Annotated in this window: 17 protein-coding genes; 11 read left to right on the forward strand and 6 right to left on the reverse strand. The window is 59.8% G+C overall.

What is annotated here, in order from left to right; all coding sequences use genetic code 11:
- Positions 1-18: 18 nt before the first annotated feature.
- Positions 19-1584 (forward strand): benzoate-CoA ligase family protein, encoded by a 1566-nt coding sequence (locus B9Z33_RS06000; protein WP_108286193.1) that lies wholly within the window; start codon positions 19-21, stop codon positions 1582-1584.
- A gap of 92 nt (positions 1585-1676) precedes the next feature.
- Here the strand turns inward: B9Z33_RS06000 and B9Z33_RS06005 are convergent, their stop codons facing one another.
- Entirely contained in the window at positions 1677-4088 is a 2412-nt protein-coding gene (locus B9Z33_RS06005) for a response regulator (protein WP_146183829.1), read from the reverse strand.
- 152 nt (positions 4089-4240) lie between these two features.
- Positions 4241-5329 (reverse strand): iron-sulfur cluster carrier protein ApbC, encoded by a 1089-nt coding sequence (gene apbC, locus B9Z33_RS06010; RefSeq protein ID WP_108285998.1) that lies wholly within the window; start codon positions 5327-5329, stop codon positions 4241-4243.
- 103 nt (positions 5330-5432) lie between these two features.
- On the opposite strand from apbC, the gene metG reads away from it, so the two are divergent.
- The 5 genes from metG to B9Z33_RS06035 all read left to right on the forward strand — a co-directional run bounded on the left by metG (position 5433) and on the right by B9Z33_RS06035 (position 11213).
- A complete protein-coding gene (gene metG / locus B9Z33_RS06015) occupies positions 5433-7526 on the forward strand; it encodes a methionine--tRNA ligase (protein WP_108285999.1) in 2094 nt (697 codons plus the stop codon).
- A 27-nt stretch (positions 7527-7553) separates the two neighbouring features.
- Positions 7554-8291: a YoaK family protein gene (locus B9Z33_RS06020; RefSeq protein WP_108286000.1), complete on the forward strand. Its 738-nt coding sequence runs from the start codon at positions 7554-7556 to the stop codon at positions 8289-8291.
- Between the two features lie 40 nt (positions 8292-8331).
- Positions 8332-10011 carry a SulP family inorganic anion transporter gene (locus tag B9Z33_RS06025; RefSeq protein WP_108286001.1) on the forward strand — a complete coding sequence of 560 codons (1680 nt, stop codon included), beginning with the start codon at positions 8332-8334 and terminating at the stop codon, positions 10009-10011.
- Positions 10012-10087: 76 nt separating this feature from the next.
- The gene (locus B9Z33_RS06030) at positions 10088-10291 is read left to right on the forward strand and encodes a DUF3460 family protein (RefSeq protein WP_108286194.1); all 204 of its coding nucleotides are present in this window, start codon (positions 10088-10090) and stop codon (positions 10289-10291) included.
- 61 nt (positions 10292-10352) lie between these two features.
- Positions 10353-11213 carry a ScpA family protein gene (locus B9Z33_RS06035; protein ID WP_108286002.1) on the forward strand — a complete coding sequence of 287 codons (861 nt, stop codon included), beginning with the start codon at positions 10353-10355 and terminating at the stop codon, positions 11211-11213.
- 52 nt (positions 11214-11265) lie between these two features.
- Here the strand turns inward: B9Z33_RS06035 and B9Z33_RS06040 are convergent, their stop codons facing one another.
- From B9Z33_RS06040 to B9Z33_RS06055, 4 genes are all read right to left on the reverse strand, one after another.
- The gene (locus B9Z33_RS06040) at positions 11266-12267 is read right to left on the reverse strand and encodes an NAD(P)H-dependent glycerol-3-phosphate dehydrogenase (protein WP_108286003.1); all 1002 of its coding nucleotides are present in this window, start codon (positions 12265-12267) and stop codon (positions 11266-11268) included.
- An 18-nt stretch (positions 12268-12285) separates the two neighbouring features.
- The gene (gene secB / locus B9Z33_RS06045; protein WP_108286004.1) at positions 12286-12747 is read right to left on the reverse strand and encodes a protein-export chaperone SecB; all 462 of its coding nucleotides are present in this window, start codon (positions 12745-12747) and stop codon (positions 12286-12288) included.
- Between the two features lie 138 nt (positions 12748-12885).
- Positions 12886-13146 (reverse strand): glutaredoxin 3, encoded by a 261-nt coding sequence (gene grxC / locus B9Z33_RS06050; protein ID WP_108286005.1) that lies wholly within the window; start codon positions 13144-13146, stop codon positions 12886-12888.
- Between the two features lie 16 nt (positions 13147-13162).
- On the reverse strand, positions 13163-13564 hold the full coding sequence (locus tag B9Z33_RS06055; RefSeq protein WP_108286006.1) for a rhodanese-like domain-containing protein: 402 nt from the start codon (positions 13562-13564) through the stop codon (positions 13163-13165).
- A 126-nt stretch (positions 13565-13690) separates the two neighbouring features.
- Between B9Z33_RS06055 and gpmA the strand changes: the two genes are divergently transcribed.
- From gpmA to iaaH, 5 genes are all read left to right on the forward strand, one after another.
- The gene (gene gpmA, locus B9Z33_RS06060; RefSeq protein ID WP_108286007.1) at positions 13691-14428 is read left to right on the forward strand and encodes a 2,3-diphosphoglycerate-dependent phosphoglycerate mutase; all 738 of its coding nucleotides are present in this window, start codon (positions 13691-13693) and stop codon (positions 14426-14428) included.
- Positions 14429-14532: 104 nt separating this feature from the next.
- Entirely contained in the window at positions 14533-15984 is a 1452-nt protein-coding gene (locus tag B9Z33_RS06065; protein ID WP_108286008.1) for a S41 family peptidase, read from the forward strand.
- 5 nt (positions 15985-15989) lie between these two features.
- Positions 15990-16748, forward strand: coding sequence for a molybdopterin-synthase adenylyltransferase MoeB (locus B9Z33_RS06070; protein ID WP_108286009.1), 759 nt, complete (start codon positions 15990-15992; stop codon positions 16746-16748).
- 264 nt (positions 16749-17012) lie between these two features.
- Positions 17013-17747, forward strand: a complete 735-nt coding sequence (locus tag B9Z33_RS06075; RefSeq protein ID WP_108286010.1) for a LuxR C-terminal-related transcriptional regulator — start codon at positions 17013-17015, stop codon at positions 17745-17747.
- A gap of 171 nt (positions 17748-17918) precedes the next feature.
- Positions 17919-19466, forward strand: a complete 1548-nt coding sequence (gene iaaH / locus B9Z33_RS06080; protein ID WP_108286011.1) for an indoleacetamide hydrolase — start codon at positions 17919-17921, stop codon at positions 19464-19466.
- The last annotated feature ends 33 nt before the right edge of the window (positions 19467-19499 follow it).

The raw sequence follows: 19499 nt of genomic DNA on the forward strand, positions 1-19499 counted from the left end.
ACCCCGAGGAGACAAAACATGACACGCAACGTGATTGCCCCGAGCACCGATTTCAACTTCGCCCAGCACTTGATCGCCGCCAATTCAGCACGCCCGGCCAAAACCGCCCTGATCGACGATGTGGGCACGCTCACCTACGGCGAGCTGACCGAGCAGATCCGCCGCTTTGCAGGCGGCCTCAAGGCCATGGGCCTCAAGCGCGAAGAGCGTGTGCTCTTGCTCATGCAAGACAGCAGTGACTGGGTCGTGGCTTTTCTGGGCTCACTCTACGCAGGCGTGGTGCCCGTCGCGGTGAACACCCTGCTGACGGCCGAAGACTATGCCTTCATGCTGAGCAACAGCCGCGCCCAAGCCGCGTTGGTGTCAGGGGCCTTGCTGCCCACACTGCAAGCGGCCATGGACCTGGTCAAGACCGAAGTGCAGCATGTGGTGGTGTCGCGCCCCACAACAGCCCTGACCCAGGGTCAGTTCAACATGGCCGACTTTGTGGCACAAAACCAGCCCGTCCTGCCCGCGCAAACACTGGCCGATGAACCAGCCTTCTGGCTGTACTCCTCAGGCTCCACCGGCAAGCCCAAAGGCACCGTGCACAGCCAGGGTAATCTGTACTGGACGGCCGAGTTGTATGGCAAGGGCGTGCTGGAGCTCAAAGAAAGCGACACGGTGTTCTCGGCCGCCAAGCTGTTCTTTGCCTACGGCCTGGGCAATGCCCTCACCTTCCCCTTGAGCGTGGGTGCCAGTGTGGTGCTGATGGCCGAGCGCCCCACCCCGCAGGCCACCTTCAAGCGTATGGTCGATCACCAGCCCACCGTGTTTTACGGCGCACCCACCGGCTACGGCGGCATGCTGGCCAGCCCCGACCTGCCCGCCAAAAGCCAGGTCGCGCTGCGCCTGTGCTCGTCGGCTGGTGAAGCCCTGCCCCGGGACATTGGCGAGCGCTGGACAGCCCACTTCGGCTGCGAAATCATCGACGGCATCGGCTCCACCGAGATGCTGCACGTCTTCTTGTCCAACCGCCCCGGCGATGTGCGCTACGGCACGACCGGCAAGGCAGTGCCCGGCTACGAAGTGCAGCTGCGCAACGAAGACGGCAGCGTGGTCACCGGCCACAACGAGATCGGTGACTTGTACATCCAGGGGCCCAGCAGCGCCTTGATGTACTGGAACAACCGCGAGAAAACCCGCGACACCTTCCAGGGCGTGTGGACCAAAAGCGGCGACAAGTACACCCGCGACCCCGATGGCTACTACACCTACGCAGGCCGCAACGACGACATGCTGAAAGTCAGTGGCATTTATGTCTCACCGTTTGAAGTCGAAGCCACGCTGGTGCAGCACCCCGCCATTCTCGAAGCGGCCGTGATCGGCAAGGAAGACACCGACGGCCTGACCAAGACCAAGGCCTTCATCGTGCTCAAGCAAGGCCAGAGCCTGACGCAAGAAGAAGTCAAAGCCTTTGTGAAAGAGCGCCTGGCCCCCTACAAGTACCCCCGCTTCATCGACTTTGTGGCCGAGTTGCCCAAGACGGCTACCGGGAAGATTCAGCGTTTCCGTTTGCGCGACCTGGAAAAATCGGCGCACTGAAAAAATAACCAACCCATTGCGCCTACCGGTGGCGCAATGGGTCGGCTGTTGTGGCGGTGCGTGCGGCTCAGCAGCGGGAATCAAGCCCCAGTTCAGGCCGCGTTGACAGGTGTGAGCACTCGCGTGATTTCCTTTTGCAAGGCTGCCTGAGACATGGGCTTGGACACATAGCCATCCGCACCCGCTGCAATGAAACGCTCCTTGTCTCCCGTCATGGCGTGTGCCGTGACCATCAGGACAGGTGTTCGGTGACCCGTGCTGGCCTCCTGGATGCGCAATTGCCGCAAGGCCGTGACGCCGTCCATCACAGGCATCATCACATCCATCAAAACCACGTCGAAGCGCTCTACCGCCAAGCGGTCCAAAGCTTGTTGCCCGTCTGCGGCAATGGCATAGCGATAGCCCATGCGCTGCAGCATGATCTCGGCCAACTTGCGGTTGATTTCATGGTCTTCGACCAGCAAAACAGACCAAGTCGGTGCACCCGCAATGGCAGGAACAAGCGCCGCGGATTTCTCGGAGGGCATCGAGGCCAGCACCCGAACGCTCGATGGGCTGATTTTTTTCACTGGCAAGGTCGCTACAAAACTGGCACCTTTGCCAGGATGGCCCTCGGCCGTGATGTACCCGCCCATCAACTGCAACAAACTGCGCGTGATCGCCAACCCCAGGCCTGTACCACCGAAGGACCGCGTGACCGAGCCATCGGCTTGCGTGAAGGGGCTGAACAAGGCCTCTGTGCGTTCTGGATCGAACCCGATGCCGGTGTCGATGATGCTGATGCGCAGCAGCACCGTCTGATCATCCACCGCTGACAACACTTCGGTTTTAACGGTCACTGAACCCTGATCGGTGAACTTGATCGCATTGCCGATCAGATTGGTCAAAACCTGACGCATGCGCACCGGGTCCATCCAGACCAGCTCCGGGACATCGTCCGCAGTTTCCAGCAACAACGAGACCCCTTTGACACGGGCCAATTGCTCCAGAGACCGGACTGTGTGGCGGATCAACTGAGCCGGACTGACCTCGAGCAACTCCAGCTCCAAGGCCTTGGCCTCGATCTTGGAAAAATCCAGGATTTCATTGATGATTTGAAGAAGGTGGTTGGCCGAATCGCGCGCCAGCGTCAGATATTCTTTTTGAAGCTCGGGCGATGTCGTCTCAAGCGCCAACTCGGTCATGCCCACAATGCCATTCATCGGGGTGCGGATTTCATGGCTCATGTTGGCCAAAAATTCACCTCGCATGCGGTTGGCCTGCTCGGCTTTGTCTTTGGCCTCGATCAGCAGGTCCTGCGCACTCTGGATGGCCGTGAAGTCCTGCATCACACCCACAAAAAAATGTTCATTTTCAAGATGGGTTTCGCTGATGGTCAAACGCACCGGAAACATGCTGCCATCGTGTCTTCGCCCACGCATGACCCGTGGCTGATTCATCAGTTTTTTACGCCCCGTGGTCAGATAGGCTTGCATGTACTGGTCATGCTGTTCGTTTTCTGCTGCAGGCATCAACAAATTGATGCGCTGGCCCATCAGCGCCTCCATGCTGTAGCCGAAAATCGCGGCTGTCGCATCGTTGCATTGAACAATGTGGCCTTTGGAGTCGGCCACCACAATCGCCTCGGGGACCGATTTGAAAATGCTGTGAAGCTTGCCCTCACTCAGGCGCAAATGCCCTTCGACCAATTTGCGTTCGGCAATTTCATCACTGAGTTGGCGAATGGCCAGCTGACGCTCGGTTGATAACTGGCGTGAAGTCATCAAGGCCACGCGAATCCGTTTGACGGAAAACCAGATCAACAGCAAGCCAAAAAACAGCAGCGCCAGCAACACCGCAAAAGTGCGGTTGAGCACCCCCGTGCTGGCAAGCTGCCACTGCGAAACCGGCAGCACCACCTCGAGTGCACCACGCACATCACCCACCTTCCAGTCCGTGCGCGGTGAACCCGGATAGCTGTTGTGGCAGGCCACACAATTGGGCAGCATGCGGTCGGCCTGCGCAAAGCGCAAAACTCGGCTGCCGTTCATCACCTCTTCACGCACGTAAGGCTTGTTTGGCTGCTCTTTGAGGTGCTGCAATGCCAGCTTCTGGAAATCATCGAGCGAACGCTCGGACTCACGCCACGGAAACGGCAGGTCACTGTACAAGCGGACCTGTGTACCCCCATCCACCTTGGACAAGTAATGGCCCAAATCGATTGTCAAGGTCGCAGGCAAGGGCAAGGCGTTGTCTTGCGATTTGTAATCGTGCGTGACCGTCATCCCACTTTTGACGGCCCGAGGCACCAGTTCCTGGGCGTAGAAATTTCGGAATTGCGTGACCGAAGCGGCATGGGTTTGAGCGCTTTCTGCGGCGTATTGCTGCACCACAACTTCACTCGACTGGTAGGTGTAAAAAACAACCCACAGCCCCGTGACGATCAACACCCCTCCGAGCCACTCCATGGGCCAGCGCAGCAGCAACGGACGAATCGACGAAATCAGACGGTTTAAAACATTCACTTTGTTTCCCGGTATGCAAAGTGAATGATATCAATGAACACCTAGGTTTTCATTTTTAGAAACAACATCGTCTGCGGTGAATTCGCATCCATGGCAGTCGCATGCAAGTGTCGCCAACTCTGGTGCTTCAAGATCGCTGGCGACCTTGCCGCTCAGGTGTCCTTGCTGACCTTGATGGTCGGGAACTTGCTCGAAAAGTCCTTGGCCTTGGCCGCGATCTTGACCGCCACCTGACGGGCCACCGCCTTGTAGATCTGGGCGACTTCGCCGTCGGGGTCAGACACCACGGTGGGTTTGCCGTTGTCGGCTTGCAGGCGAATTTGCATGTCCAGCGGCAGTGCACCCAGGTAATCCATGCCGTATTCGGCCGCCATCTTCTTGCCGCCATCGGCACCAAAAATGTGCTCGACATGGCCGCAGTTGGTGCACACGTGCACCGCCATGTTCTCGACCAGACCCAAAATCGGCACGCCGACTTTTTCGAACATCTTCACGCCTTTTTTGGCGTCCAGCAAGGCGATGTCTTGCGGGGTGGTCACGATCACAGCGCCCGTCATGGGCACGCGCTGGCTCAGTGTGAGCTGGATGTCGCCAGTGCCGGGCGGCATGTCGACGATCAAATAATCCAGTTCTTTCCAGTTGGTCTGGCGCAGCAACTGCTCCAGCGCCTGGGTGGCCATGGGGCCGCGCCAGATCATGGCTTCGTCCTGGCTGACCAAGAAACCGATCGACATGACCTGCACGCCGTAGTTCTCCATGGGCTCCATGGTCTGGCCGTCTTCGCTTTCGGGGCGGCCTTCGATGCCCATCATCATGGGCTGGCTGGGGCCGTAGATGTCGGCGTCCAGCAGGCCCACTTTGGCCCCCTCGGCGGCCAGCGCCAGCGCCAGGTTGACGGCGGTGGTGCTTTTGCCCACGCCGCCCTTGCCCGAGGCCACGGCCACGATGTTTTTGACCTGCGGCAGCAGCGCCACGCCGCGCTGAGCGGCATGGGCGGTGATCTTGCTGGTGACGTTGGCCGACACGTTGGCCACGCCTGCAACGCCTTTGGCAGCCGCAATCAAGGCCTGACGCAGCGCCGGAATCTGGCTTTTGGCGGGATAGCCCAGCTCCACATCAAAAGACACATCGCTGCCTTCGACTTGGAGGTTCTTGAGTGTTTTGGTGGAAACGAAATCTTTGCCCGTGTTCGGGTCGATGACGGTTTGCAGCGCTTGCAGGAGTTGTTCGGTGGTCGCCATGGGGGTCTAATGCTTTCTGAGCTATCCAAGAATGGGGGGCAGTTTACCGACATGCGGCCCGGTACACCCTAAAATCACCGATTCCCCTACAAGTTGCCCCACCATGTCTGCCCCCACCGCGCCCCGCCAGCTTTTCGTCACCACCGCCCTGCCGTATGCCAACGGCAATTTCCACATCGGCCACATCATGGAATACATCCAGGCCGACATCTGGGTGCGGTTCCAGCGCATGCAGGGCAGCCAGGTGAACTTTGTGGGCGCTGACGACACACATGGCGCGCCGATCATGATCGCGGCAGAAAAAGCGGGCAAGACGCCCCAGCAGTTCGTGGCCGACATCGCGGCGGGCCGCAAGCCCTATCTGGACGGCTTTCACATCGCTTTTGACAACTGGCACAGCACCGACGCGCCTGAGAACCACGAGCTGGCGCGCCAGATTTACCGCGACCTGCGCGACATTTCCGAGGCCGACGGTGGCTCGCTGATCGAAGTGCGCGCCGTGGAACAGTTCTTTGACCCTGAAAAGAACATGTTCTTGCCCGACCGTTTCATCAAAGGCGAGTGCCCCAAGTGCCACGCCAAAGACCAGTACGGCGACAACTGCGAGGTCTGCGGCGCGGTCTATGCCCCCACCGACCTGATCAACCCGTTTTCGGCCCTGTCGGGTGCCAAGCCTGAACTCAAGACCTCGGAGCATTTCTTTTTCAAGCTGTCCGACCCGCGCTGCGTTGAGTTTTTGACTCAGTGGACACAAGACGGCAAGCTGCAACCCGAGGTGGCCAACAAGGTCAAAGAGTGGTTTTCGGTGCGCACCAACCCCGACGGCACGACCAGCGAAGGCCTGGGCGACTGGGACATCTCGCGCGATGCGCCTTACTTTGGCATCGAGATCCCTGATGCACCGGGCAAATACTTTTATGTCTGGCTCGATGCGCCCGTGGGCTACCTGGCGTCCCTGAAAAACCTGCTGGACAAGCGCGGCGAAGATTACGCCGCCTACATGGCCAACCCCGATCTGGAACAGATCCACTTCATCGGCAAGGACATCGTCACCTTCCACACGCTGTTCTGGCCCGCCATGCTGCACTTCAGCGGCCGCAAGACGCCCAACAAGGTCAATGTGCATGGCTTTTTGACGGTGAACAACGGCGAGAAGATGAGCAAAAGCCGGGGCACAGGTCTGGACCCGCTCAAGTACCTGAGCCTGGGCATGAACCCCGAGTGGCTGCGCTACTACCTGGCAGCCAAGCTGTCGGGCCGCAACGAAGACATCGACTTCAACGCCGAAGACTTCATGGCGCGGGTCAACAGCGATTTGGTGGGCAAGTTCATCAACATCGCCTCGCGCTCGGCGGGTTTCATTGCCAAGCGTTTTGACGGCCAACTGGGCACCGTGAGCGCGGATGGTCAAGCCCTGCTTACCGCACTGCAAAGCGCCACGCCCAGCATCGCCGCTTTTTATGAAGAGCGCGAATACGGCAAGGCCTTGCGAGAAATCATGCTGCTGGCCGACAAGGTCAACGCCTATGTCGACCAGAACAAGCCTTGGGAGCTGGCCAAACAAGAAGGCCAGGAAGAGCGCTTGCACGATGTGTGCACCGCCTGCATCGAAGCCTTCCGCCTGCTGACGCTGCAACTCAAACCGGTGCTGCCTGCACTGGCCGCGCAGGTCGAGGCCTTCCTGAACGTCGCACCGTTCACCTTTGCCGGCGCCCAAAGCCTGCTGGGCGCGGGCCACGGCATCAACGCCTACCAACACCTGATGCAGCGCGTGGACATCAAGCAACTCGAATCGCTGTTTGAATCGCCCGAGCCGGTAGTGCCAGCGCTGATCCCCGGCGGCGAAGAAATCGCCCCCACCATCAGCATCGATGACTTCACCAAAATCGATTTGCGCATCGCCGAAATCGTCAACTGCGAACCGGTCGAAGGCTCGGTCAAGCTGCTGCGCCTGACGCTGGACGTGGGCGAAGGCCGCACGCGCAATGTGTTCAGCGGCATCGCCAGCATGTACAAGCCCGAAGACCTGATTGGCAAGCTCACCGTGATGGTGGCCAACCTGGCCCCGCGCAAGATGAAGTTTGGCGTCAGTGAAGGCATGGTGCTGGCTGCCAGCCACGCCGACGAGAAAGCCGAGCCCGGCATCCACGTGCTGCACCCCTGGCCCGGGGCCAAGCCCGGCATGCGGATTCACTGATCCCCTCACACCCAGAAAACGCTGCACATGTTTCCCCTGATCCACGGATGGACCGATGTGCAGCGAAGCCCGGGGGCCAATCTGCGACTGGGGCTGGTGCTCAGCTTTGTGGCCGGGGCCACCAATGCAGGCGGCTTTCTGGCGGTAGGCCGCTACACCTCGCACATGACGGGCATTGTTTCGTCGGTGGCCGACGATGTGGTGCTGGGCCATCTGGACCTGGCGTTGGCCGGACTGGCTTGTCTTGTGGCTTTTTTGTTAGGTGCGATGTGCACCGCCATCATGGTCAACTGGGGGCTGCGCCAGCACTTGCGCAGCAGCTACAGCTTGCCGCTCATGCTCGAATCCTTTGCCCTGCTGGTGTTTGGCCTGTTTGGTGCCGCCATTGCAGCTTGGTCGCAGGTGTTTTTGCCTGTGACGGTGGTCCTGCTGTGCTTCATCATGGGTTTGCAAAACGCGGTGATCACCAAAATCTCCAAAGCCGAGATCCGCACCACCCACATCACCGGCTTGGTGACCGACATCGGCATTGAACTGGGCAAATGGGTTTACCTCAACCGCTTGCAAGAGCCATCCCCCGTGCGCGCCAACCGCGAACGCCTGCGAATTCAAACTGGACTGGTCCTGGGCTTCCTTCTGGGTGGGCTGCTGGGGGCCATGGGCTTCAAATATTGGGGCTACGTGACCACCGTGCCCTTGGCTGGCCTGCTGTGGCTGCTCAGTCTGCGCCCCTTGCTCGATGACCTGCGCCAGCGTGCCACATAATTGATCTGCCCTGCGCTGAACGCACCTCACCCCAAGACCCATGAACTGGCTGCAAGCAACCCATTTTTTCAGACCCCGATTGCTGGACAGCCTGGAAGGCTACAACAGCCAACGACTCGTGCAGGACATCGGTGCCGGATTCACCGTCGGCGTGGTGGCCTTGCCGCTGGCCATGGCTTTTGCCATTGCCTCGGGCCTCAAACCCGAAGCCGGGCTTTTCACGGCCATCATCGCGGGCTTCCTCATTTCAGCCCTGGGCGGCAGCCGGGTCCAGATTGGTGGGCCAGCGGGGGCCTTCATCGTCATCGTTTACGGCATCGTCGATCGGTATGGCCTGGCCAACCTGATTCTGGCCACGGCCATGTCCGGGGTGTTGCTGTTCCTGATGGGGCTTTTCCGGCTGGGCAACCTGATCCGATTCATTCCAGTGGCCGTGGTCATTGGCTTTACCAATGGCATTGCGGTGTTGATCATGCTCTCGCAAATCAAGGATTTGCTGGGCCTCAAGGTGACCACCATGCCCGCCGATTTCTTTGGCATCGTCAACACCCTCTGGCACAACCTGCAAAGCACCAACCTGGCGGCACTGCTTCTGGCTCTGGCATCCTTGTCGCTGCTGATCGGTTGGCTGCGCATGAGTCGCCGCCTGGCCGAGACCCGATACAACTGGGTCAGCATGATCCCGGGCTCCATCATCGCCCTGGTGTTTGCCACTTTGGCCACCTGGATGCTGTCCTTGCCGGTGGAGACCATTGGCAGCAAATTTGGAGGCATCCCGGCCGCCATGCCTTCATTTCAGTGGCCTGACTTCAGCTGGAACAGCGCCCGCTTTTTGCTGATGCCCACCCTGACACTGGCGCTTTTGGGGGCCATTGAATCCTTGCTCTGCGCACGCATTGCCGACGGCATGATCGGCGACCGCCACAACCCCAACCAGGAGTTGATGGCGCAAGGTGTGGCCAATTTTGTGACGCCATTTTTTGGTGGCATGCCTGCCACAGGCACCATCGCCCGCACTGTCACCAACATCAAAAGTGGCGGCTCCAGTCCCATTTCGGGCATGGTGCATGCGCTGACTTTGCTGGCAGTGGTGTTGGTCGCCGCGCCCTGGGCCGGACACATCCCTTTGGCTTGCCTGGCGGCCATCTTGATGTTTGTGGCCTGGAACATGGGCGAGTGGCTTGAGTTCTGGCAGCTGCGCCAATACCGCATGCCTTACCGGGTGACTTTGCTGGCGGTCTTCTTTCTCACGGTGGTGTTTGACCTGACCGTAGCGGTGGAGGTCGGCCTGATCGCGGCCTGCCTGACCTTCATTTACCGCATCTCCAGCCTCAGCCGAAGCGAACCCGTCAGCCAACTTGACCACCCTGGCCTGGCCGAATTCGCGCACCAGGTGCAGGCCTGGCGTTTGTATGGGGCTTTGTTTTTTGGCGCGGTCAAACTGATCGAGGAAATTGAGGACAACATCAAGACGCCTGTTCTGGTCCTGGATCTGAAAAATGTGATTTACATCGACTCGTCCGGTGCCGACGCCTTGATGAACCTGATCGAGACCTGCCGAAAAAAAACCACCCACCTGATTGTGTGCGGCTTGTCCCACCAGCCACTCGACATCGCGCGTCGCAGCGGCCTGCTGGAGCACCTGGATGGCCACCTGCAGCCCGACTTGGCTGCAGGCCTGGCACGCGCCGTCAGCTGGTCACCCGGTCAGGCCCGGTAAAATGCCGTTTGTCGGGTTTTGATGGCCTTCAGTGGCTGTCAAAACCCTTTGTTTACCCTTTGTCCGGATGCCGCTCATGTCTTTTTTCCGCCGCCCTGATTACGCATCAGACACGACCCAATTCATCGACCAGCTCAAAGCACAGCACCCCCAGCTCGAAGCCGAGCAACGCCAAGGCCGCGCCTTGCTGTGGGACAAGCAGGTTGACCGTGCCGTGCAGGCCGAATTCAGCGAAGGTCGCGTGGCCCAGAAGCCCTACGTTTACCAGACCAAGGCCTGAACAAGCGCTGTTTTTAAAGCGAACTGCAACGCCCAGCTGAGCGTCTGTCCGCAACGCCACCATGACCACCGAGCACACCGATCACACGTCCCTGCCGCAGCAAGCGGACAGCGCGCCTGCGACCATGCCCGTGGTGGTGGACCAGGTGGCTTTGGCGCGCCTGTACGGCGAGCCGCTGTTTTCGATGCCGACAGACCTGTACATCCCGCCCGATGCGCTGGAAGTGTTTCTGGAGGCGTTCGAAGGCCCACTGGACTTGTTGCTTTATTTGATCCGCAAGCAGAACTTCAACATCCTCGACATTCCCATGGCGGGCGTGACGCGCCAGTACCTGAGCTATGTCGATGAAATCCGCCAGCACAACCTGGAGCTGGCCGCCGAATACCTGCTGATGGCCGCGATGCTGATCGAGATCAAGTCGCGCATGCTGCTGCCGCCCAAAAAAGTGGCCGAAGGCGAAGAAGCCGAAGACCCACGGGCCGAGCTGGTGCGCCGTTTGCTCGAATACGAACAGATGAAGCTGGCTTCGATGCAGCTCAACGAGATTCCGCATTACGGCCGCGACTTCCTGAAAGCACAGGTCTACATCGAGCAGAGCATGCAGCCGCGCTTTCCGGATGTGAGCATGGACGAGCTGCAGTCGGCTTGGCGCGACATTCTGAAACGCGCCAATTTGGTTCAACACCACAAGATCAGCCGCGAAGAACTCAGCGTGCGTGAGCACATGACCATCGTGCTCAAACACCTGCAAGGCCGTAAATTCGTCGAGTTCGAGAACCTGTTCGACCCCACCTTGGGCACGCCCGTGCTGGTGGTGACCTTCATCGCCCTGCTCGAGCTGGCCAAGGAAACGCTGATCGAGATCACCCAGGCCGAGGCTTTTGCGCCTATCTACGTGCGGCTGGCCTACACGCCCAACTGAGATCTGGCGGTCAGGCCAGGGGGCAGCACTGCAGAGCAGGTGACTGACAGCCTCAGACCGCCTCGCCCCGAGGCCCACGCCCCATCAAGACCTGAACGGCCTCACGGGCTTGCAAGCGGCCATCGAGCAAAGACACCACCGCTTCGGTGATCGGCATGTCCACGCCCAGGCTCTGAGCGCGTTGCCAAACGGTGCGGGCGCTGTACACGCCTTCGGCCACATGGCCGAGCGATGTGACGGCCTGCTCCAGGCTCAGGCCCTGCGCCAGCAAAAGGCCCACCTTGCGGTTGCGGCTGAGGTCACCCGTGGCGGTCAGCACCAGGTCGCCCAGACCGGATAGGCCCATGAAGGTTTCGGGCTTGGCGCCCAGCGCCACACCCAAGCGGGTCATTTCGGCCAGGCCCCGGGTAATCAGGGCGGCGCGGGCGTTCAGGCCCAAGTCCAGCCCGTCGCACAGGCCGGTGGCGATGGCCAGCACGTTTTTGACGGCCCCGCCCACCTCGACCCCGACGATGTCGTCGTTGGCATACACGCGCAAAGCGCCGCCATGGAAGGCCTTGACCAGCGCATCACGCACCGACGCATGGGGGCTGGCGGCCACCAGCGCGGTGGGTTGGGTGCGGGCCACTTCTTGGGCAAAGCTGGGGCCGTTCAGCGCTCCGGCCAGCAACTGCGGGGCGACTTGGGCTTGCACTTCGTGGGGCATGAGGCCGGTGTCGGCTTCAAAACCCTTGCACAGCCAGGCCACCGACGCGCTCACGCCCTGCAGCGCTTGCAAGGTGCTGCGCAAACCAGCCATGGGCGTGGCGATGATGAAGAGGTCTTCTGGTTGCGCCGTCTGCAGCATGGCGTCCAGCGGACCCGAAGTGATGGCCAGTGATTGCGGGAAGGCGATGCCCGGCAAATAGCGCGCGTTGCAGCGCTCCCGCTGCAGGGCTTCGGCCTGGGCCGCGTCGCGTGCATGCAGGCTCACCCTGTGAGCTGGCGACTGGCGGCTGGCGGCGATCGCCAAGGCCGTGCCCCAAGCCCCAGCACCGATGATGGTGATCTGCATGCCGGGTGCGTTCGCGCTTTACTGCTGCGTGGCGGCAGCTTGGGCTTGCTGCTGCTCGTACATGGCCTGGAAGTTGATTTCGGCCAAATGCACAGGCGGGAAGCCCGCGCGGGTGATCACGTCGGCCACGTTGCCGCGCAGGTAGGGGTAAACGATTTGCGGGCAAGCGATGCCCATGATCGCGCCCATCTGGTCTTCGGGCACATTGCGGATTTCAAAAATGCCGCCTTGCTTGCATTCGACCAGGAACACGGTCTTGTCGGCAATCTTGGTGTGCACGGTGGCGGTCACGCACACTTCAAACACGCCTTCAGCCACAGGGGTGGCTTCCACGCCCAGCTGGATGTCCACGCTGGGTTGTTGCTGTTCCAACAGGATAGCGGGCGAATTGGGCTGCTCCAGCGAAGCCTCCTTCAGGTACACGCGTTGGATCTGGAAAACAGGGGATTGGGCTTCGGTGTTGACAGCGGTATCGGTCATGGAATTCTCTTGAGAAAAATACAGGCAGTCCACAAGGGACTGCCCAAGGATGAAACAAATGGATTATCAGCGATCAGAAACAGGGTTTGAGCAAGCCCTGATTGTGAAAACCCCAGGGGGTTGTGAGGCCCCAAAAGCTCAGGCAGCTTGCAGCAAAGGCACCAGACCGCCTTTGGCGTCCAGTGCCATCAGGTCGTCGCAGCCGCCCACATGCGTATCGCCCACATAAATTTGCGGCACGGTGCGGCGGCCCGTGGTTTGCATCATGTGGTCGCGCTGAGCCGGGTCCAGGTCAATGCGGATTTCTTCAATTTGCTCAACGCCTTTGGCTTTGAGAATTTGTTTGGCCCGAATGCAATACGGGCAAACAGCGGTGGTGTACATCTTGACGGTTTGCATGAGCGCTCCTTGGGTATCAGGCTTTTTCGACCGGCATGCTGGCCACTTGCCAAGCCTTCAGGCCACCGGCCAGAGACTGCACGTTTTCAAATCCGAGTTTGCGGGCTGTGGCCGCTGCACGGGCAGAGCGCGCGCCCACCTGGCAAACCATCACCACGGGCGAAGATTTGCTTTTGACCACCTGGGCCAGTTTGTCTTCAAGTTGGCCCAAAGGCAGGTTTTTGGCACCAATGACATGGCCCCGGGCAAATTCGTCAGGCTCACACACGTCAATGACGATGGCTTTTTCGCGGTTCATCAGTTGCACCATGTCCTGAGGACTGAGCCCGCTGCCTTTGTTCAAGACAGGAAAAAGCAAAGCCACACCCGAAGCCAAAGCCACGGTGATGAGCATCCAGTTATCGAGGAGAAATTTCACGAATCAGACCTTTGTAAGCCACAAAATACCGGCCCGTCAGCGGGCCGCCAAGTCTCGATTCTAAAATGACGGCCTTAACCTCTGTTTTGTTCCCCCTGTTTTATTCAGCCTCTGCTGCTTATACCCATGTACAAACTCGTCCTGATCCGCCACGGCGAATCCACCTGGAACCTCGAAAACCGCTTCACTGGCTGGACCGATGTCGACCTGACCCCCACCGGCGTGAGCCAGGCCATGTCGGCCGGCAAACTGCTCAAGGCCGAAGGCTGGGACTTTGATCTGTGCTACACCTCGGTGCTCAAGCGCGCCATCCACACCCTTTGGTACACCCTGGACGAGATGGACCGCACCTGGCTGCCCGTGGTCAAGGACTACCGCCTGAACGAGCGCCACTACGGTGCCCTGCAAGGCCTGAACAAAGCCGACATGGCCAAGCAATACGGCGACGAGCAGGTGCTGATCTGGCGTCGCAGCTACGACACCCCCCCACCGGCCCTGGAAGCGACCGACCCCCGCTGCGAGCGCAGCGACCGCCGCTACGCCAAGCCCGAAGTGGTTCCCCTGACCGAATGCCTGAAAGACACCGTGGCCCGTGTCTTGCCCGCCTGGAACGACAGCATCGCGCCCAGCATCCAGTCCGGCAAACGCGTGCTGATCGCAGCGCACGGCAACTCGATCCGCGCCCTGATCAAGTACCTGGACGGCATCTCGGACAGTGACATCGTGGGCCTGAACATCCCCAACGGCATTCCGCTGGTGTACGAGCTGGACGAAAACCTCAAGCCGATCCGCCACTATTACCTTGGCGATGCCGAGGCGGCAGCCAAAGCTGCGGCTGCCGTGGCAGGCCAAGGCAAAGCCTGACCGGCCAATCTGCCCGGGCGGCAGGGCATTTACGGACCTGCCGCCCCAAACACCCCGCTCGCGGGTGTATATTGACCCGCTTCTGACTGGGAACACACAAGCACATGAGACAGAAACTCAAGATCGCGGGCTGGATCAGCGTGGGCGCACTGGCTGGCGCATTGACCACCGTGTCACTGCAAACCGTGGCGCGCGGCAACATGGCCCCCTTGCCGCTCGAAGAACTGCAGCAGCTGGCAGCCGTTTTTGGCATGGTCAAGAGCGACTATGTCGAGCCAGTGGACGAGAAAAAACTGATCACCGAAGCCATCTCCGGCATGGTGTCCAGCCTGGACCCCCACTCCCAGTATTTCGACAAAAAGAGCTTCAAGGAGTTCTCTGAAGGCACCACCGGCAAATTTGTCGGTGTGGGCATCGAGATCAGCCAGGAAGATGGTCTGGTCAAGGTCGTCTCGCCCATCGAAGGCTCCCCAGCCGATCGGGCTGGCCTCAAGCCCAACGACCTGATCACCAAGATCGATGACACCGCCGTCAAGGGCCTGAGCCTGAACGAAGCCGTCAAGCGCATGCGCGGCGAGCCCAAAACCAAGGTGCTTTTGACCATCTTCCGCAAGTCCGAAAACCGCACCTTCCCGGTGACCATCGTCCGCGAAGAAATCAAGACGCAATCGGTCAAATCCAAAATCATCGAACCCGGCTACGGCTGGATTCGCGTTTCGCAGTTCCAGGAACGCACGGTCGAGGACTTCGCCCGCAAGATCGAAGACATGTACAAGGACGAGCCCCAGCTCAAAGGCCTGGTGCTCGACCTGCGCAACGATCCGGGCGGCCTGCTCGATGCTGCGGTGGCGCTGTCTGCCGCCTTCTTGCCTGAAAACGTCACGGTGGTCACGACCAACGGCCAGCTGGAAGAAAGCAAATTCACCTACAAGGCGTCGCCCCAATTTTGGCGTCGCAATGCGTCGAATGACCCGATCCATCGCCTGACGCAAGCCACAGGCGGCGCACTGAAAAAAGTGCCCTTGGTGGTGCTGGTGAACGAAGGCTCCGCTTCGGCCAGCGAAATCGTGGCGGGAGCCTTGCAGGACTACAAACGCGGCACCCTGATGGGCAGCCAGACCTTTGGCAAAGGCTCGGTCCAAACCGTGCGCCAGCTGGGGCCTGACACGGCGCTCAAGATCACCACCGCACGCTACTACACGCCCAATGGCCGCGCCATTCAGGCCAAAGGCATCGTGCCTGAGATCATGCTCGACGAAACCGAGAACGGCAATGTGTTCTCTGCCTTGCGCACCCGCGAAGCCGATCTGGAAAAACACCTGAGCAACGGCAAGGAAGCCGAAGAGAAAAAAGACCCGGCTCGCGAAAAAGCCCGCGAAGAAGCGATCAAGAAACTGGAAGAAGAATCCAAAAAGCCCGTGGCTGAACGCCGCTTGCCCGAGTTCGGCTCGGACAAGGACTTTCAGTTGATCCAGGCCTTGAACAAGCTCAAGGGTCTGCCCGTCAAGGCCAGCACCACGCTGGCCGAGCGCAAGGTCGAAAAGAAAGACGACTGAGCACCGTGGATGACGCACAGTTACTGCGCTATTCGCGGCACATCTTGCTCAACGAGCTGGGCATCGACGGCCAGGAAAAACTGCTGGCCTCGCATGCGCTGATCATTGGTGCAGGTGGTCTGGGCTCTCCGGTCAGCCTCTACCTGGGCAGCGCCGGGGTGGGCCACATCACCGTGGTGGATCATGACCAGGTCGACGCCACCAATTTGCAGCGCCAGATTGCCCACACGCTCGACCGGGTCGGCCAATCCAAAGCCGACTCGGTGCGTACGGCGATTGCACAAATCAACCCCGATGTTGTTGTGACGCCCATCACCCAGCGGGCCGATGCGGCTTTGCTCGACACGCTGGTGGCGCAAGCCGATGTGGTGCTGGACTGCTGCGACAACTTTGAAACCCGTCAGGCCGTGAACCGTGCCTGCGTGACCCACCGCAAACCGCTGGTCTCGGGCGCGGCCATCCGCATGGACGGGCAAGTCTCGGTGTTTGACAGCACGCAAGCCGAAGCCCCCTGCTACGCCTGCATCTTCCCACCCGAAAACCTGCCCGAAGAAACACGCTGCGCCACGATGGGTGTGTTCGCACCTTTGGTGGGCATCATCGGCTCCGTGCAAGCCGCCGAAGGCCTCAAGATTCTGAGCGGCATGGGCAGCCACATGGCCGGGCGTTTGCTGATGCTCGATGGGCGCGAGCTGTCGTGGACCGACATCCGCATGCAGCGCAACCCGGCGTGCCCGGTTTGCGCAGCGCACCGCCAGAATTGAGCGGCTCCGCTCAATCGACCCTTCGGCCGCAGGGGCGGCCGCCCACAGGAATGGCAGCCAAGGGTTTGACTCACAGCCCAAGTCTCTCGTGGGCGCTTGCCCCTGCTCGCGAATGCATGCCGCCTTCAGATGTCGTGGCAAGTGCCGTGGAATTTCCTGAACACCAGACTCTCCTTGATAAAGAGGATGGGGCAAACCCGGTTCGCCAAGTAGACCAATCCGGTATGTAATCCAGAGAGGTCATTCAGTAAAGACACGCACACCATGTATCTGAGTTCAAAACAGGCCACGCTACTTGGCCAGATCATGCAGACCTTGGCCGAGCCCCATGAAGAAACCGAAATCCGCGAGATCATGGGTGACTTGGTCATGCAGTTGCTCGGTGCCCAGTACTACGCCAGCTTTGTCTGGCAACCCGGCAGCCAGAGCTTTGCCCAGCCTATCCAGATCAACATGGACCCCCTGAACTTGCGGGCCTATGAAAGTTATTACCAGTTCCATGACCCCATCACACCGCTCATGCAGCGTTACCGGGTGGCAGTTCGTGCCACCGATGTACTGGCAATTGACGAGCTGAAGAAAACCGAATTCTTCAACGATTTCCTGAACAAAGATGGCTTGTATTGGGGTGTGAACTTATACGCATGGCACCAGGGGCAGAACCTGGGTGACATGCGCATCTGGCGCGACAAGCGCAGGGACAACTTCACACCCGACGAGTTGCGCTTGCTCGACATGCTCCAGCCTGCTTTTGTCACGGCGCTTGCCCGCGCCCAAAGGCCCAAGCAACATGAAGGCTTGACGCTCAACACGCTGTCCCAACGCCTGACCACGCGCGAACAGGACACCGCACGGCTCGTCATGCTGGGCATGACCGACAAGGAAATAGCCCGTGCGCTGGAAATTTCCACCACCACGGTGCGCACCCACCTGGAAAACGCTTTTCGCAAAGTTGGTGTGAGCAACCGGGCGGCATTGGTGCACAAACTCAGGCCCTGAGTGCCAGCAACACCTCCTCAATAGCAAGGATGGTCGCTCGCGAACGGTATCTCTAGCATGGTGCAGACGCCCATTCAGGCGCTTAAACCCAGACAGGAGAACCATATGACCCCAAACGCTTCAAGACGACAATTTTTTAAAAATACCGGCGCAGTCTCTGTGGCAGCCGTCATGGGCGATCTGGCCCTGACGGCTGTAGGTGGCCACGCGGCAACGGCGAAAACGAACGATCCGCTGCTAGAGCTGACTGCCACACAAGTGGTCCGTGACATCAAGAACGGCCACCTCAAGGCAGAGACCTACATGGCCACCATGATCGCCCGAGCCAAGGCAGCCAGCCATCTCAATGCCCTGATTTATCTGAATGAAGACAAAGCCATGGCAGCAGCCCGGCAAGTTGACATGGACCGTGCGGCGGGCAAACGCCTGGGCGCATTGGCTGGATTGCCAATCGTGGTCAAAGACAACATCAACACCAAAGACATGAAGACCACGGGAGGCACCCCCTCGCTGCGCAATTTTCAGCCCAAACAGAATGCGCCCTCTTTGCAAAAACTCGTGGATGCAGGCGCGATTATTTTGGGCAAATCGAACTTGCACGAGTGGGCTTTTGGCATCACCAGCACCAACTTCACTCTGAGCACAGACCAGTCAGGCGGTTCAGCACGCCCCTGCAAAAACCCCTATGACAGCACCCGAATCCCTGGTGGCTCATCGGGCGGAACGGCTGTGGCCATTGCCGCAAGATTTGCACCGGCCGGTCTGGGCACAGACACGGGGGGATCCACACGCGTGCCCGCCTCCTTCTGTGGTGTGGCCGGTTTCCGCCCTTCGGTGGGCGATGGCGAAGGCAAAGGCCGCCGCTACCCCGACACCGTCAACGACGCCTTGCCGATCAGCACCACACGAGACACCGTTGGCCCCATGGCTCGCACGGTAGCCGACCTGGCATTGCTGGATGCGGTGATTGCTGGCGGCGATGTACCTGTTGCCAAATCACTCAAAGGCCTCAAAGTCGGCATTCCTGCCACCTTCTGGTCGGGCCTGGATGACAGTGTGAAAACGGTGGCCGATGCCGCCAAGAAAAAGCTGGCAGCTGCAGGTGTGGTGTTTGTCGATGCCGATCTAGCGGGCATCATGGCGCTGAATGGCGAGATGTCGTTTCCGATTGCCCTGCACGAACCAGTGCATGCCATTCCCGCTTACCTGACGGCCAACAACGCGCCCGTTAAAACTGTCAAGGAAGTCGCTGACCAACTCGCCAGCCCGGATGTGGCGGGAGCCTTTGGTGCCATTCAGGGGCCTTTCAGTGAAGCTGCTTTCCACGATGCCTATTTGGGCATCATGGCCACCAAGCGCCCCGCTTTGCAAAAACTCTACAAAGACTATTTCGCAGCGCAAGGCGTGGAGTGCGTGATGTTCCCAACAACCCTCTTGGCCGCACCCAAGATCGATGCTGCCAATGGCTCCAAAAACCTCAGCTACACCGTCGGCGGTGTTGAACAAAAAGACAAAGACACCTTTGGCACTTGCATCCGCAACACCGACCCATGCACCAACGCCGGTATTCCCAGCCTGTCGATCCCTGCGGGAATGACAGCAGGCGGTTTGCCGGTGGGGATGCAGATCGACGGCCCTTTGGGCTCTGACACCAATTTGCTGTCCATCGGCATGGGCATCGAGGCGGTGTGGGGTTCGATCAAAGCGCCTACGGCCTGATGAAAAAGGCCAAGTGGAGTCAAACCACTTGGC

Origin of the sequence: Limnohabitans sp. T6-20 (assembly GCF_003063505.1) — a bacterium.
GTDB lineage: Bacteria > Pseudomonadota > Gammaproteobacteria > Burkholderiales > Burkholderiaceae_C > Limnohabitans_A.